This is a genomic window from Trinickia sp. Z7 (genome assembly GCF_056498045.1).
In genome coordinates this window covers 1-15,723 of record NZ_JAUEQW010000016.1, presented here as the reverse complement: position 1 = coordinate 15,723, position 15,723 = coordinate 1, and the positions used below count along the sequence as shown (strand labels likewise).

Sequence of the window (15,723 nt, the reverse complement as noted above, 5' to 3'; positions counted from 1 at the left end):
GTACTGCGGCCTTGCGGCGCCGACACCCGAAACTACATCGCATCGCCAACGCGTTTCTTGCTTGGATCAGCGCGCACGAATGCGTTTATTCGCTTGAAAATCGTTCAGGTGATTTTAGCTATTTCCTCGAAGGCTCAGTCCGAAACGGCGACTCTCCTGTGTTCGCATTCGAACGTGGACTTACGGCGCTCAACGACGGCCAATATATGGTCGGGGATTCGGATAACGACTTGCGACTGAATCAACTTTGTCGACTTCTGCGGCTTAGAGGCTTCGATTGCGGCGATAATTGAGGCTTCCAGCACCGATTGTTAGCGATCTCGCCACCGTTGTCGAACGTCTCAAATTGGCCGATCACCGACCGAGGCGAATGTCGCGGCTCGCCCTACCGCGGACGCTCGCGTGGGCGAACATCCCCGGGCAGTTAACAGCGAGACCCGGACATTCGAGCAAGTGTCCGGGTACGACGTTTGGCCGAAGCTAAGGTTGAGGCGGCCAGATTGGCCCGTCTTTGCTTTGTGCCCAACACCGTAATGCTGCGATGAGGTGATATTGCCTAAAGGCATACGCGGATTGGCCGTTATCCCGCGTATAGACGACGAGGGGGCACCGTGAGGCAAAGCGATTGGTCGTGGGTTGCGGCAACTCGGGTTTGGTGGGCTTTTACTTGGCGAGCGGTGCTCGCAGGTCTTTTTTCGGCATTCATCGTCGGCCTCCTCGCCGGATTTGTGGAAGGCCTGCTGGGCGCGGGACGGCACCCAGCGATCGGCATAATAATCGGTATGGCTTGCGGTATTCTCGCGAGCTTATGGGCGATGCGTTCCGCCCTTGGGCGAACTTACTCGGGCTTCCGGATCACGCTCACGAGGACGTATTAGGCGCGCAAGCACTCGTAGCAAGCTATGGCGCTAGCGCCGTGAGCGTGGTGAAACCCGTTTTTACAATCGTCGGCCCGTCACCCCAAAAACCGCTTGATTGCCGCTGAAAATTCGACCTCGTTGTCGAGCATCATCAGATGGCCGCTATCCGCGATCGTGTGGCTTCCAGCGCATTTTTCCAACGCCCAGTCCGGCACGGCCCAGTCTTTGCGCGAATGCTCTCCGGAAAGCAGATACACCGGATGCCGATCGAAAACCTCCTCGATCAATCTCAAATAATCATTGTTTCCCGTTGTCGTGACTACGGACTGGCCCATCGCACGGAGAGTGGACGCCGGCTGATGAGCAAGCCACCGGGCGGCGATCTCGCGGATATGCGGTGCCGGTTTCATAACGGAACCGGCGATCCAGCCTAGCGGGTCAGCACGGAAACCCGCCAGCATCGCATCTGTGGCAACTCGTAGCTCTCGACGTGAAGCGTGCCGATGAAACCATGAACGAAAACAGTGGGAGAAACGTTGTGCATGTTCTGAGACGGGCATGTTGAAGTCATGAAGCGGGGCGTGCACGAAGGCGCACCCCGGCAGCCCAGCTGCCCCGTGCGCCCCTTGCAATACAGCCCCATCATCCAATATGATTCATATACGTTTCGTATATGGGGCCACCATGGGCATAGTAAACATCGACGAAGACTTGCACGATCAAATCCGCAGAGCAAGCGGGGTCTCATGCCGGTCGATCAACGCGCAAGCGGCCTTCTGGATCAAGATCGGCATGTTGTGCGAAATGAATCCAACGCGCAGTTTCAACGAGATCGTCTCGCGTGAGCTGCGCGCCGCGGGCGTAGTCGAGAAAGCCATCATGGCTCCGTCGCCATGACGAAGCGACCCGAAGAGATCGCACTGCTCGCTCAGTCGGGCAAGCTGCTGGCCGATGTATTCGGTCACTTGGATCGGCTCGACTTGATCGGCATGTCGACCATGCAGGTGAACGACCTGGTCGATAGCTTCATCGTCAACGAACTCAATGCGCGTCCGGCAAGCAAAGGGCAATACGGTTTCGCCTACGCGCTCAACTCGTCACGCAATGACGTGGTCTGCCACGGCGTTCCGTCCGCGACCGAAATATTGCAAAGCGGCGATATCGTCAATTTCGATATCACGTTGGAGAAGAATGGCTACATTGCCGATTCCAGCAAGACCTATCTCGTCGGCACGGTATCGCCGCAGGCCGAGCGGCTCGTGCAAGTGACCTACGAAGCGATGTGGAAAGGCATCGAGGCCGTTCGTCCAGGTGCCCGGCTTGGCGATGTGGGGTATGCCATCGAGCGACACGCCCGTAAACACGGCTATTCAGTCGTAAGGGAATATTGCGGGCACGGCATTGGGCGGGAAATGCATGAACCGCCCCAAGTGTTGCATTGGGGCCGGCCTCGAACGGGCTTGGTCCTGCAGGAAGGAATGGTGTTCACCATCGAGCCGATGCTCAATCAGGGGCGCCATGCCGTGAGAACGGAAGACGATGGCTGGAGCGTCGTCACGCGCGACGGGCAATTGTCCGCGCAATTCGAGCACACCGTCGCCGTGACGCGTGACGGCGTGCGCGTGTTGACGCTGCGCCCGGAGGAAAGGGTGCTCAACTGACGGCAGGTGGCGTAAAGTCCTCGATCTTTTCGGCGATCGATATGCGATGAATTGTCGATAATTCGGGTATTCGCAAATCCGTGCCAAGCGGTGATCCGCGAGGCTTCACTGAACGAAAAGCCTGCTGCCTGAATGCAGCCATTGAGATCTTCCATGACCGAACCCCGTCTGACATTCCGTGACCAGAACGAATGGGAAAACTGGTTGACGCAAAATGGCGGTACCTCGGCCGGGATATGGCTTCGCCTCGCCAAAAAGGGCGCCGGGCAGCCCACCTTGACTTACGCACAGGCTGTTGAAAGCGCCCTGTGTCACGGCTGGATCGACGGGCAAAAGCAGGCGGAAAACGAAGAATACTGGCTGCAACGTTTTACTCGGCGCTCCGCAAAAAGCATCTGGTCCAGGCTCAACAGAGAACGCGCCGAAGCGCTGACCGCCGCAGGCAGAATGCTGCCGTCGGGCATGCGAGAAATCGAGAAGGCCAAAGAGGATGGCCGCTGGGAGGCGGCCTATACGTCACCCAGCAATTCGGTCGTGCCGGACGACCTGCAGGCTGCACTGGATGCCCATCCCAAGGCCTGCGCGTTCTTTGCAACGCTGAACGGCCGAAACCGCTACGCCATCCTGTTTCGGATCCAGAATGCCAAAAAACCGGAAACACGGGCGCGCAAGATCGAGGAGTTCATCGGCATGCTCAATCGCGGCGAAACCATTCATCCCTAGGCCAGGACGGCAGAGAGCCTTGCTGCGTATGCGGCCGTGCCGGGGAAAGAGAACGAATGAAAGAGGAAGAACAACCGGCAAGCGTCGACGTGAAAATGATCGATCCGCCCCTTGCTTCAGCATTTCCGAGACTTGACGCTGCGCCCCAAAAGGCGCTCGTGGCATCGTGCAGACGGGCCACGGTGTCACGCCGTTCCGGTACATGCGCCTCATATAAGAAGCATAAAAGCGATGGAGAGCTGCATTGTGCTGCATTTATGAGGCCAAGGAGTGGTCCTCATGAATTGCACGCTACAAATTTTCCTAGACGATGCTTGGCTCGACTGCGCACAGATTGAGCATGAGGACAACCGCCGGCACTGGAATCACCTCGTCATGTACGCGGTGGAACACTCCGATGCCCCGCTGTCTCTTGCCGAGCCAGTGGATACCGATTTCCGAACGGCTCGGACTATGCCGGCGTTTATGTACGATCTCGTTCCGCAAGGCGAGGGGCGGCGCTACCTGCCCACACCCCGATCCGACCAGCGTTGAGGTATGCGCGATCATCTCCCTCGATGACTCGCGTTCACGCTATAGCAAGCTGGAATCGCATTCTTCTTGGGCTGCTGCGCCTTATCGATTGCCGCTCGCACGCATCGATGCGAAGATTCGCTGATTCGACCTCGGAGGCCTTTCAGGAAAGACAAAATGATCTCGCACGTTTGCATCGGCGTGAACGACTTCGATAAAGCCTTCGCGTTCTATTCAAGGGTAATGGCCGCACTCGGGCACGAATTGAAATTCTGCGAACTCGAAAGGCCCTGGGCCGGTTGGATGGCGAAGGGGCGAGCGCGGCCGCTCTTCATCATCGGCCGCCCCTACGACGGCCATCCCGCACAAAGTGGCAACGGCCAGATGGTGGCGCTTCTCGTGCCCGATCGCATCTCGGTGGACAATGTGTACGCCGTTGCATTGGCGAACGGAGCCGTTTGTGAAGGCGAGCCCGGCCTTCGGCCCCATTACCATCCCGACTACTACGGCGCGTACTTTCGCGATCTCGACGACAACAAGATCGGCGTGTGCTGTCACGAGCCGGTTGCGAGTTAGGCCTCACTCGGCGATGGGGATGTATTTGCGCTTCTCTCACCCGAAGGGGCGTCACCGCGATCCTTGCGTCGCGAGCCGCCCGTTCCCCGCCACGCCCCTTACCCGGCTCGCCGACGCAAGCGCCGCGAGGCTGATCATCGCGGTCCCCATCACATAAAAACTCGGCGCGCTCCGATCCGCCGTTGCGCTGATCAGCCAGGTCACGATAACGGGCGTGAACCCGCCGAACACCGTCACGCCCACGTTATATGCGACCGACATGCCGGTGGAGCGCGTCGCCGTGGGAAACAGTTCCGACATCAATGCAGGCAATGCGCCGAAATAAATCGACTTCAACAGCGCCAGCCAAGCAACGAGCCCGAACAACGTCACCTTCGATAGATGATCGATCGTGTACGAGAAAGCGGGATACGAGGTGACGACGAAGAGCAGTGCGACCGTCGTCATCTGCGCGAGCCTGCCGATGCGATCCGATAGATGCCCCGCCACCGGCGTCACGCATGTCAGGATCGCGCCGCCGATCATCGTCGCTGCAAAACTGGTCGACGCGGGTAGATGCAACTCGCGAATCGCGAAGGTGGGCACATACTGCAGCAAGTAGTTGACCGATGTCGATACGGCCAGCGCCCCGGTTGCGACCAGCATCATGCGCTTTTGCGTCGCAAACACGTCGCGCACCGGCGTTTCGGTGCGGACCGCTTCGGTGAAATCGGCGGCGTCTTCGAGAAAGCGGCGCAGATACAACCCCACCGGACCGATCAGCAAGCCCAAGAAGAACGGCACGCGCCAACCCCATGCGTCGAGTGCTTCATGGCTCAGCCACCGACTGAGCGCGAAGCCGCATGTTGCCGCCATCAACGTCGACAGGCCTTGCGTCGCAAATTGCCAACTCGCGAGGAAGCCGCGCCGGTGCGGGGCATGCTCGATCAGCATCGCCGTCGATGCGCCGAACTCGCCGCCCGCCGAGAAGCCTTGTATCAACCGCGCAGCAAAGACGCCGATCGGCGCCGCAAGGCCGATCGTCGAGTAGCTCGGCATTAGCGCAATGATCGCCGTCCCCACCATCATGAGGCTCACCGACATCATCAATGCGGCTTTGCGCCCGCGCCCATCGGCGTACGCGCCAAGCACGACGCCGCCGATCGGCCGGACGAGGTACGACGCGCCGAAGGTGCCGAACGTCAATAACAGCGACGCCGTTTGATTGCTTGTCGGGAAGAAGTGCTTGCCGATGTAGATCGCGAAGAATCCATAGATCGCGATGTCGAACCATTCGAGCGCGTTGCCGGCCGAGGTCGCAAAGACGATTTGCACGAGGCTCAACGGCTTGCGTGTGGCGGCGGGGGAAGACGAGTGGCTGGGGTTCATCGCGACCTCGATCGGTTGCTTGACGATGATGAAGACCGGCGTCGAGACACCTCGACGCCGAAGTGGAGCGGGCGCGGCCGAGTCGGCCTATTCGATAACCGAGGCATGGGAAGCCGACGCTTCGCGGCTAGTCGCGCGTAGTTCGACGATGCGCCGCGCGTCTTCGCCGAGGTCCCACCAGATTCCTGCCATGACGCTAAGCGCCTCGCGTGCGACGGAGCCGAGCAGATGTTCGTTCGGCGCATGTTGCGAGCATGCCGGGTACGAGTGCGGGATCCAAAGCGTCGGCAATCCAAGCGTTTCGGCGAATACATCGTTCGGGACGGTGCCGCCGAGGTTCGGCAGCAACGCGGGCCTCTTCGCCGTCGTATTCGCAATCGAACGCAGCGCCCAATCGACCCATGGGTCCTCGGGATCGAGGCGCGTGGCGGCCGCCGTGCGCGTCACGCAAACTTGCACTTCGGTGAAGTGGTGTCGGGCGAAATGCGCGGCCAGATGTTCCGCGATATGCGCACTGTCGGTGCCGACGACATAGCGCAATTGACACGTGGCGCGCGCAACCGGCGGGATGGCATTGACGGGCGCATCGGGGTTGCCAGCCTTGAACGCCAGCACTTCGAGCGTATTCCACGCGATCACGCGTTCGGTCGGCGTCAAGCCCGGCTCGCCCCACTCGGGGTCGATCTCGGGAGCGTTCGCATCGCCGCCCAATTCGATATCGGCGAGGGCACGGCGGACGGCGTCGGAGACGGGCGGTGGTCGTAGTCCATCGACGACGATCGCACCGCGCCTGTCGACGAGGCTAGCAATCGCATGCGCGAGCACGATCGCCGGGTTGCGCAACACCCCGCCCCAGTTGCCGGAATGGTGCGCGCCCTCGCGCAAATCGACCGTCAAATCGAAGTTCACTCCGCCGCGCGAGCCTAAAAACACCGTGGGGCGCTCGCCACTGACACGCGGGCCGTCCGATGCGATGAACACATCGGCGGCAAGCGCCTCGCTTTCTTGCGCGCAGATCTCGTCGAGGCCCGGCGAGCCGATCTCTTCGCCCATTTCGAAGATGACCTTCACGTTGTAGCCAAGCGTGCCGCCGCGCGCGTCGAGCACCGCACCGAGCGCCGCCAAATTGATCGAGTGTTGGCCTTTGTTGTCGGCGCTGCCGCGTCCATACCAGCGATCGCCTTCCACTGTCACTCGCCATGGCGCGAGACCGGATCGCCATTGTTCGTCGTAGCCGCGCACCACGTCGCCATGGCCGTAGGTGAGCACCGTCGGTAGGGATGCATCCTCGATTCGTTCGGCGATGAGGAACGGCGCGCGCGCGGCGGTCGGATTGGCCACGATCCGATAGGTGAAACCGAGCCGCGCGAGCGTGGGTGCAATTTCGTCGGCAAGGTAGGCGTGGAGCGTATCCGCTTGAGACGGGTTCTGGCTTTCCGTGCGAAAGCCGATGCGGCGGGTTAGATCGTCGAGCAGTCGGCCGTTGTCGTACGCCTGTCTCGCGCGCTCGATTGCATCCGCGCGACGGCTTTTGGTGAGCTGGCTCCCGTTCATTGCATGTCCTCGGCTGGCTAGTGACACCGAGGTTAGGAACGCCAAAAATTCGCAACAATTTCAATTTTGTCGATTAGGCTTGCCGAAAAGGCAACGCAATTTTTGGAGGGGACACATGCTGCACGGAATCGCCCTGCGCTACTTCGTCGAAGTCGCGCGCACGGGGTCGCTCGCCGCGGCTTCGGAGCACCTGCACGTTGCCGTGTCCGCCATCAGCCGGCAAATCGGCAAGCTCGAAAAAGACGTCGGCGCGCCGTTGTTCGAGCGGCTGCCGCGCGGCATGGTGTTGACCGAAGCCGGCGAATTGCTTGCCGAGCATGCCCGGCGCACGCTGCTCGAAGCCGACGCGGTGCTCGGAGACATTTCAGCAGGCAAGACGCGCGGCGGCCGGCTCGTGCGCATCGCGTGCACGGAAGGTTTCACGCGCTCGTTCCTGCCCGCCGTGCTCGCGCGGCACCATGCGGGCACGCCTAACGCGCGCTATGCGCTGCGCTCGGGTACGCCGGCGCAAGTCGAGCATTGGGTCACGGTGGGCGAAGTCGATATCGGTGTGGCGTTTTCAAGCGGCAATACGCCTGCGCTCGAGGTGGCGTATTCGATCCAAATGCCGGTGCGCGCCTTGCTTGGCGTCGACCATCCGCTTGCGTCGCACGCATCGCTCACGTTGGCCGATCTGCAGGCCTATCCCGTCGCCCTGCTCGAGCGCGGGACGACCGTGCGGCAATTGTTCGATTTGTGTTGCTCGACACGCGGCATTCGCATCGAGCCGGTGCTGAGCAGCAACAATTCGGCAGCGCTGCACGCTTTCGCGGCGCTTGCGGGAGCCATCACGCTCGGCAGTTCGGTGGCGTTGAAAGGCATGATGAACGAGACTGGCGTCGTATGGCGGCCCATCGACGAACCGGTGTTGAATCAGCGCGTGCTGCAGATCAGCACGATGCGCGAGAGAAGGCTCCCCGCGGTCGTGAAGGAATTGCTAGCGACGATGGTGGAGATGATTGCGGACGAATGACGGCGCGCGGCGCTTGCACGATGCGCGCGGTACCGCATTGACGCAGCGTCGTTCCGGAACATCGCTTGCTGTTCTCATAACGCATATGAAGCGATTTCTCGGAGGGATTCGATGTTTACGACGCGTCCATGGCATCCGCCGACGCTCGGCAACCCTGCGTCGTTATGCGCCGCCGCCGTTTTGCTCGGCGTCATCTACGCGGGCAGCACGATCGTCACCCGCTCTACCCGCTTTATCAACGCACGTTCGGCGTATCGGAGGTGACGATCACGCTCGTGTACGCCACATATGTGATCGGCAATTTGGGTGCGCTGTTCGCGTTCGGGCGAATCTCCGACCAGGCCGGGCGCCGGCTCGTGAGTCTTCTCGTGCTGGCCGTCGGCGGCGTGAGCACGTTGTTGTTCTTGTTCGCCGCGCATCCGGCCATGCTTTTCATCGCGTGCGCAGCGAGCGGCCTTGCCATCGGGGTGGGCGCTGCCACGGCCACGGCGTGGATCACCGATCTACACCGCGCCGCCGACAAGGCGTTTGCGAGCAGGCTTGCCGCGGCGGTTAATCTGATCGGCCTAGCGGTGGGCGTCCTGGTGTCCGGGTTGCTTGCGCAGTTCGCGCCGCAACCGCTGCCCCTCGCCGGTCGGAAACCCCAACCGCACACGTTCACGTTCCGGGCGCGCTGAAAAACGCCCTGTATTCGGAAAAAATACCCGATTTATTTGAGATTTCAATTCACCACAAAGGTATTATTTTCCTGTCAATGCGATCGAAGATGCTCTCCATTGCGATTGGGTAAATCGCCCGTTTAAAAGCGTTCCCCGAGTTGCTGCTATCGATTAATTGTTGCAACTCGATTAAAATCGCCGCTTCTCAGAATAATCTGTCGGTAAAACAGGGGCGTGGCATGGCTTCCAATAAGCTTTTCGACGCAGCATACGACGGGGGAATACAACGCAATCGGCTGCTCAAGCTCGATACGCCACTCGGGGACGACCAGCTGTTGCCGCTGTATGTGAAAGGTGTCTCAAGTATTGGGCGCGACTATGAGTTCGTCGTGGATGCGGTATGCACGCGCTCCGAAGCGATCGACGTCAGGGCGTTGATCGGCGCCTCGGTCACGCTATGGATCCAGCAAGCGGATCGAACGTACCGGCCGCATCATGGCTATGTCCATACCGCGTCGCGGTTGGGCGCGGACGGTTATTTGAGTTTCTACCAGATCCGTTTTTCGTCGTGGCTGCATTTTCTCCATTTGCGCCGCGATATGCGCGACTGGCAGGAGCAAAGCGGCGAGCAAATCGTGGCGGACGTTCTCGATGCGCACCCCCAAGCGCGCGGCGCTTATCGTTTCGACTTGCGGCAGGCGATGCCGTCGTACTCCTACCGCGTGCAATGGGAGCATGACTGGAATTTCGTGCATCGAAGCTTAGAAGAGGCGGGCGTGTTCGGCCGGTTCGAGCAGGCCGAAGACGGCAAATCGCATACGCTCGTGCTCATCGACGATCTGTACTTCGTGCCGGCGCTCGGCGCCGAACCGGTTCGTTTCGTGCGCACCGGGTTGCGCGAGGAAACGGACGGCTTCACGCAATGGAACGAGCGGCAACAGATCCAAAGCGCGACGCTGACGACGCGCACTTTCGATTACAAGCGTCCCGATTGGACCAAGCACGTTAGCGGTGACGTCAGCCGCCCGGATCGTGCGGTGCCGAGTCAAGGCGAGGTATACGACTACACGGGCGGCTATACGTGGGGCGTGCGTGAGCACGGCGACGATCAAGCGGCCGTTCGTCTCGAAGGCTGGGCGTCGCAGGCTCAGCGTTTTCACGGCATCGGCAGCTTGCGCGCGGCGATGCCCGGGTATTGGTTCACGCTCGAGGGGCACCCCGTGCATGACGCCGGCTCGCCGCAAGATCGTGAATTCGCGATTCTGTCGACGGCCTGGACGATCCGCAACAATCTGCCCGGCATGGAGGATGTCGCGGATTTCTCCGGAAGCTTGAGAGGCGAGATAACTGAAGCTTCGGCGGCGCCGAGCGGCGGCGGTGTCGTCGTCAAACACGCCGACGGCAGCGAAGGGTTCTTTCAAGTGGAAATCGAGGCGCAGCGGCGGCGTTCGCCGTTTCGCAGTCCGTTCGAACACAAGAAACCGATCATGCAGTGGCAGCCGGCGATCATTGCGGGGCCCGAGGGCGAAGAGATATACACCGATGCCTTGAATCGCGTGAAGGTGTGGTTTCCATGGAATCGGTTGAACGAGCGCGACGAGAAGGCCTCCTGCTGGGTGCGTGCTGGATTTGCCGATGCCGGTTCGACGCGCGGCGGGCATTTCCCGATGCGCGCGGGCGATGAAGTGCTGGTGGGTTTCGTCGGCGGCGAGTGCGATAGGCCGGTGATCGTCGGCCGCATGCACGGCGGTACGACTCCGCCGGTTTGGCATACGACCGGATTGTTGTCGGGGTTGCGCTCGAAGGAATACGGCGGCAGCGGATTCAATCAATTGGTGTTGGACGACGCCACCGGCCAGAACCGCATCCATCTCGCCACGACGAGCGAGGATTCGCATCTGCATCTGGGCTATCTGGTCGATCAAACGGGCAACAAGCGCGGCGAATATCTGGGCGCAGGTTTCGATCTGAAAACCAACGCCTACGGTGCGATTCGAGCGGGGCGGGGGCTATACCTTTCGACGCACCCGGCATCGGCGAAGCAGCCGTTCGATGCGCGTCCCGCGGTGTCGCAACTTGCCGGTGCTCAAAGCGTGATCGATGCGCTGTCGCAAGCCAGCGTGAATCATCAAGCCGAGAGCCTTCAGCAAGGTCACGATTCGCTCAAGGCTTTTGCGGATGCTACGCAACATGCGGTAGCCGGCGATGCTTCGCGCGGGCGCACGGCGGGCGGCGGCGGTGGCAGCGCGAACGGCTTCACCAAACCGGTCATGTTGGTCGCGGCTCCGCAAAGCATCGCTGCGTCGACGCTGCAATCGACGCATGTGTCGAGCGACGAACACGTCAACATCGTCAGCGGCCAGAGCGCGCACATCGTCGCGGGCAAGTCGCTGATCGCGAGCGTCTCGGACAAGATCAGCTTGTTCGTTGAGAACGCGGGCATGAAGCTGTTCGCCGGGAAGGGCAAGGTCGAGATTCAGGCGCATACCGACACGATCGAATTGACGGGCAAGACGACCGTGCGGATGCTCGCCACGACGGAGATGGTCAAGGTCGCGGCGCAGCAGGGTATTTTATTGACATCGGGTGGCGCTTATATCCGCATCAAGGACGGGAACATCGATATTCATGGGCCTGGCAGCGTCGATGTGAAGGGGGCGAAGCGCGTGTTTGCAGGGCCGGCGAGGATGGATGTCACGCATCCGGATTTCAACGACATGCCGACCAAGCGGCTCGCGCTCAAACTCCATGCTTCGCCGGACGCGCCCAATAGCGTGCCGGCCGGGATGCCGTACAAGCTTTTCGCGGACGGCGCGCTCGTCAAGCAAGGGGTGATCGACCGCACGGGGTATTTGCCGATCGATCATCACGTCACGACGCAAAACTATCGGCTCGAGCTGGCCAACGGCACGACGCATGAGATTCCCGTGCCCGGCGATTATCGCGGCGACGCGGACAACGGCCGGCTCGCGAACCAAGGTTTTCAATTCCACGAAGGATTGGGCGGCGGCGATGCACCGGCCGGAGACCGTGCGCAACATCGCTCGAGCTATAACGATTTGTTGAATCCGCCGTCGGACGCATAAGCCATGGCTACGCCCACATTCGACTGCAAGATCACGACGCCGATCGCGCTCAATGAGACCAACACGGCGAAGAGCACGATGCGGTGGTTCGTGCACAAGACCGAATACGATCCGCGGTGGTGCGAGTTCAGATACCTGGTGAACGGGCAGCGCGCGTTCGGTTCGCTCTACCAGGACATGCTCGGTGCGAAGCATTCGATCGACATCATTTGCTGGGGCTTTCAGCCGTCGATGTACTTCGTGCGCGATGGGGGGAAGTCCATGCGCATCGGGGAGTTGCTGGCGCATAAGGGCGAGAAGGAGAACGTCAAGGTGCGGTTGTTGTGTTGGCACGATCCGACATATCTATCGGAGACGAGCGAGAACAACATGCCGGGCTTCGACGGCAAAGTCACGACCACGAAACGGATGCTGCCTGACTTTGCGTACGAGCGGATCTCGATGATGAGCCCCGACTACCAAACCGACGAGGAGATCGCGTTTGATTTGAAATGGTATTGGCGCGCCAATTTGAACAACGTGACGAACACCGTTCACAAGAACGCGGGCGATCAAGCGCTCGACGAACTCTCCCTGTCGCGATTTATGCCGACGACCTGGCTAGAGGACGCATCTAACTTTGTGATGAACGAGGCCGTCGGATTCAAGAACCTGGAGTTGGCGACGCGAACGTTCGATCTGTCGGAGCGCGCGGAGATCATCGAGAGAATCCGTGCCCATGGCAAAGCCGCCGGATGGAGCAGCAAGCAGATCAACGGCATGTGCCAAGGGATGGGCGGCATACCCACTCACCACCAGAAAATGGTGCTGATCGATTATGAACACCCCGATCTAGCCGTGGGCTATGTCATGGGGCACAACATGCTCGATCAGTACTGGGATACGGACGAGCATAAGGCCGTGCCTGCGACGCCGAAGACGGGGCGAAGCGGACCTTCGCCGTGGCAGGACATTTCGAGCCGGGTGAGGGGGCCGGTGCTGCAGGATTTGAACGCGAATTTCTGCCAAGCGTGGGACCAAGCCACGGGGCAGAAGCTGGGGGACGCGCGCAAAAAACTCGGCGTGGCGGGCAAGCACGAGCTTTGTCTCGGAGGATCGAGTAACGCGCGGGGGATGATGGCCCAGGTGCTGCGCACGCAGTCGCAACATGGCAAGACCGATATCGGCAAGGCGTATCTGCAGGCGCTGAACAATGCGACGCAGTATGTGTTCGTGCAGAACCAATACTTTCGCTGGGAGGACTTCGCCGACACGATCAAAGCTGCGGCGGTCAAACAGCAACAGGCGGGGCGCGACCCGGGCAAGCATGGGTCGATTTATCTGTTTGTGATCACGAACTCGACAGATGTTGCCGTGGGCATGGGGACGCTGACGACCTATCAGATGCTCGAGTCGCTGGGGTATGGTGACCGGATGCCGGGGGTGAAGCGGGCGGAAACCGTGGATCAACTGGCGGCGAGAAAAGCGTCGCTGCAGGCCGCCCTCGCTAAGGAACAGCAAGTCGAGCAACGCATGCGGACACAGGGCGTGGATCCCGCTTCGGCCATCGGCGTGATGAACTATCTGCAGGATAGCGAGATCCGGCAGCGTCAGATGTGGGCGGAGATTGGGGAGATTGAGGGGCAGGAGCGAGCGCTGGCGCAGCAGGCGGGTGACGCAAAGACGCAAACACCAGGCGCAGACCTTGGCGCCACGTCACCGGGCGGCACGCCTACGCTTAAGGTAATCATCTGCACACTCGTCGCGCCGGATTCGCCGCCGCGCGCCTGGGTTCCTGTATACGTACACGCAAAAGTGATGATCGTCGACGATGCTTTTACGACGTTGGGCTCGGCGAATATCAACTTTCGCAGCATGAACGTTGATAGCGAAATCAATATCGCGCTCGAGAACGGGCAGGTTGCTAGTGGATTGCGGCGTGAGTTATGGGGGTTGCATACGCGCGTGGCAGACCCGGGTCGATCGGACAAAGACCGTCAACAGGAGACTATCGACGGCGCAAATGCGACCGGGCAGAATGGTTCGGCAGTGGCGTTCAAAGCATGGTCCAACATCGTCGTGCGAAACAAAGCCCTGAGCGACTCGGGCGCAGCGCCGGTGAGCTCGCTCGTCGAATTTTTTCGGTCATCGAACGACCGCTCATACAAAGACTAGGTAATGAAACGCCAACTTGTCATATTTTTAATTGCTGTTTTGCTTTGCTCGTGTACGAAAAAGGAACCACCAGTGTCTCAGCCCTCCAACTTGAATGCATTGCGAGCAAACCTGGCATTCACCTGCGTGCATGAGACGTCGCACCTGCCACAACTGAACTCGGATGCCGACAAGCTGTTTCTCTACGCGAGATACCTGCAAAAGGAAGCAGGTCAGAAGGACTTCGACGACATCTTGCGGTATTACCGCATTGCTGCGGCTTACGGTCATTACAAGGCCAACCACAATGCGCAACTGCTGATCACGCAAGGGCTCGCGCTTTCGCCGACGGGCCGGAAGGAAGCCGTCGATCTAGCGATGCAGCTTGTGCAACAGAGTATCCCCGGGGGCTACTACGACTTGGGCCACTACCTTGAGATCGGGTACGGTGTTCAGCAGGATGTGGGCGCTGCGATGCGATACATGCGCAAGGCAGCCGATCTTGGTAGCCCGGAAGCCCAAGATTATGTGGCTAGCAAGCTCAATCCGATTGAAATGGCGCCCGATATTGCTCGAAAGATGTGGCGCTGTGCTGCAGAGCAAGGTTACGGACGCGCGGCAAATCAGCTTGGTGTCGTTTTATCAGTTGATGGCCGGTTCGAGGATGCGCTTTCTGCGTTTCAGCTCGGGGTGCAGGCGGGCGAGACGCAGTCGGCGTACAGCCTTGAGCAAGCGTTCCGAGGGCCGTCGCCATCCGACAAGATAAATTATCTCGGACTCGCAAAGGATCCCGAGCGATCGAGGCGATATAAACTGATTGGCGACTTCATCGACAGGAACGACGGCCGAAATCCGAAGGTTCCCGATATCGGAAAAATTGTCCCACTCCCGCCTGCGCCGCTACCAGCCTGGGATGGCACCTTCCAATGGGAAAAAGAGCAAGCCGCGGCCAAGCCGCCGGAGAAGCCATCAGATGACCTCGTCAATCGACTGGCGAAGGGCAAACATCTCGATCCCTCGACAGGCTTGCCGTTACCAGGCTCGACGGCACGGACCTCAGAGTCGGAGCAGCAACCGGCATTGGCAGAAGAGCGTGTGGATCGTCTCCCGCTCGGCACGGTCGCGCTGACCGGCGATAAGTGTCCTGAAGACGGTATCTGGTGCGCAAACCTAGGCGCACGGCAAGCGACCAATGCGCAACGCCGATTCGCGAAAGGCGAAACATTGCCTCCGCTTTCAATTCAAGCGCCGAGGCAGATTGCCATTCTCGATCGCTGGATGGGCGCGAGGGAGCAAACCGAAAAGGTCATCTGGCAGCTGGTGTCGTACGAAAGCTAGGCTGAGTGTGAGGTGCGTCGAATCAGGTGATCGGAGATGGACCGGCGCATTGGCCCTCGGTCGAACGTCGTCACCTGTAACCGTAGCCAGCGCGACGCCCGCACCTCGTTACTGAGTCGGCCCTGAACAATTCATTTTGCTCGGCAAATGAGTTCACGCTGCCGACGGCGTAGCGGTTTCGAAGCCAAGCAAAGCGACGAGAATCAGGGCGTAAAAAAGCCGCAGCTTGCGCAGGATCAT

Annotated in this window: 13 protein-coding genes; 10 read left to right on the top strand and 3 right to left on the bottom strand. The window is 60.2% G+C overall.

The genetic code is table 11. The features are described 5' to 3' along the window. Window positions 1-955: 955 nt before the first annotated feature. Window positions 956-1,321 (bottom strand): alpha/beta fold hydrolase, encoded by a 366-nt coding sequence (locus QQS38_RS21900; RefSeq protein WP_479647454.1) that lies wholly within the window; start codon window positions 1,319-1,321, stop codon window positions 956-958. A 223-nt stretch (window positions 1,322-1,544) separates the two neighbouring features. On the opposite strand from QQS38_RS21900, the gene QQS38_RS21895 reads away from it, so the two are divergent. The 5 genes from QQS38_RS21895 (at window position 1,545) to QQS38_RS21875 (ending at window position 4,333) form a co-directional block, all read left to right on the top strand. Next, on the top strand, window positions 1,545-1,757 hold the full coding sequence (locus QQS38_RS21895) for a ParD-like family protein (RefSeq protein WP_479647453.1): 213 nt from the start codon (window positions 1,545-1,547) through the stop codon (window positions 1,755-1,757). Next, window positions 1,754-2,521 (top strand): type I methionyl aminopeptidase, encoded by a 768-nt coding sequence (gene map / locus QQS38_RS21890; RefSeq protein WP_479647452.1) that lies wholly within the window; start codon window positions 1,754-1,756, stop codon window positions 2,519-2,521. Before QQS38_RS21895 ends, map begins: the two co-directional genes overlap by 4 nt. Before the next feature lie 153 nt (window positions 2,522-2,674). Continuing rightward, window positions 2,675-3,244: a YdeI/OmpD-associated family protein gene (locus QQS38_RS21885; RefSeq protein WP_479647451.1), complete on the top strand. Its 570-nt coding sequence runs from the start codon at window positions 2,675-2,677 to the stop codon at window positions 3,242-3,244. 279 nt (window positions 3,245-3,523) lie between these two features. After that, on the top strand, window positions 3,524-3,778 hold the full coding sequence (locus QQS38_RS21880; protein ID WP_479647450.1) for a hypothetical protein: 255 nt from the start codon (window positions 3,524-3,526) through the stop codon (window positions 3,776-3,778). Window positions 3,779-3,934: 156 nt separating this feature from the next. Then, window positions 3,935-4,333 carry a VOC family protein gene (locus QQS38_RS21875; RefSeq protein ID WP_479647449.1) on the top strand — a complete coding sequence of 133 codons (399 nt, stop codon included), beginning with the start codon at window positions 3,935-3,937 and terminating at the stop codon, window positions 4,331-4,333. Window positions 4,334-4,384: 51 nt separating this feature from the next. On the opposite strand, the gene QQS38_RS21870 is transcribed toward QQS38_RS21875, so the two are convergent. Together QQS38_RS21870 and QQS38_RS21865 are read right to left on the bottom strand one after the other, a co-directional pair. Then, window positions 4,385-5,701: an MFS transporter gene (locus tag QQS38_RS21870; protein WP_479647448.1), complete on the bottom strand. Its 1,317-nt coding sequence runs from the start codon at window positions 5,699-5,701 to the stop codon at window positions 4,385-4,387. A gap of 87 nt (window positions 5,702-5,788) precedes the next feature. Then, window positions 5,789-7,255: a M20 family metallopeptidase gene (locus tag QQS38_RS21865; RefSeq protein WP_479647447.1), complete on the bottom strand. Its 1,467-nt coding sequence runs from the start codon at window positions 7,253-7,255 to the stop codon at window positions 5,789-5,791. Between the two features lie 115 nt (window positions 7,256-7,370). Between QQS38_RS21865 and QQS38_RS21860 the strand changes: the two genes are divergently transcribed. The 5 genes from QQS38_RS21860 (at window position 7,371) to QQS38_RS21840 (ending at window position 15,483) form a co-directional block, all read left to right on the top strand. Further along, on the top strand, window positions 7,371-8,267 hold the full coding sequence (locus tag QQS38_RS21860; RefSeq protein WP_479647446.1) for a LysR family transcriptional regulator: 897 nt from the start codon (window positions 7,371-7,373) through the stop codon (window positions 8,265-8,267). Between the two features lie 128 nt (window positions 8,268-8,395). Continuing rightward, complete coding sequence (locus QQS38_RS21855) at window positions 8,396-8,944, top strand: MFS transporter (RefSeq protein ID WP_479647445.1); 549 nt, start codon at window positions 8,396-8,398, stop codon at window positions 8,942-8,944. Window positions 8,945-9,165: 221 nt separating this feature from the next. Next, window positions 9,166-12,012: a type VI secretion system Vgr family protein gene (locus QQS38_RS21850; RefSeq protein ID WP_479647444.1), complete on the top strand. Its 2,847-nt coding sequence runs from the start codon at window positions 9,166-9,168 to the stop codon at window positions 12,010-12,012. Between the two features lie 369 nt (window positions 12,013-12,381). After that, the gene (locus QQS38_RS21845) at window positions 12,382-14,166 is read left to right on the top strand and encodes a phospholipase D-like domain-containing protein (protein WP_479647443.1); all 1,785 of its coding nucleotides are present in this window, start codon (window positions 12,382-12,384) and stop codon (window positions 14,164-14,166) included. A gap of 3 nt (window positions 14,167-14,169) precedes the next feature. Further along, window positions 14,170-15,483 carry an SEL1-like repeat protein gene (locus QQS38_RS21840; RefSeq protein ID WP_479647442.1) on the top strand — a complete coding sequence of 438 codons (1,314 nt, stop codon included), beginning with the start codon at window positions 14,170-14,172 and terminating at the stop codon, window positions 15,481-15,483. Window positions 15,484-15,723: the final 240 nt, after the last annotated feature.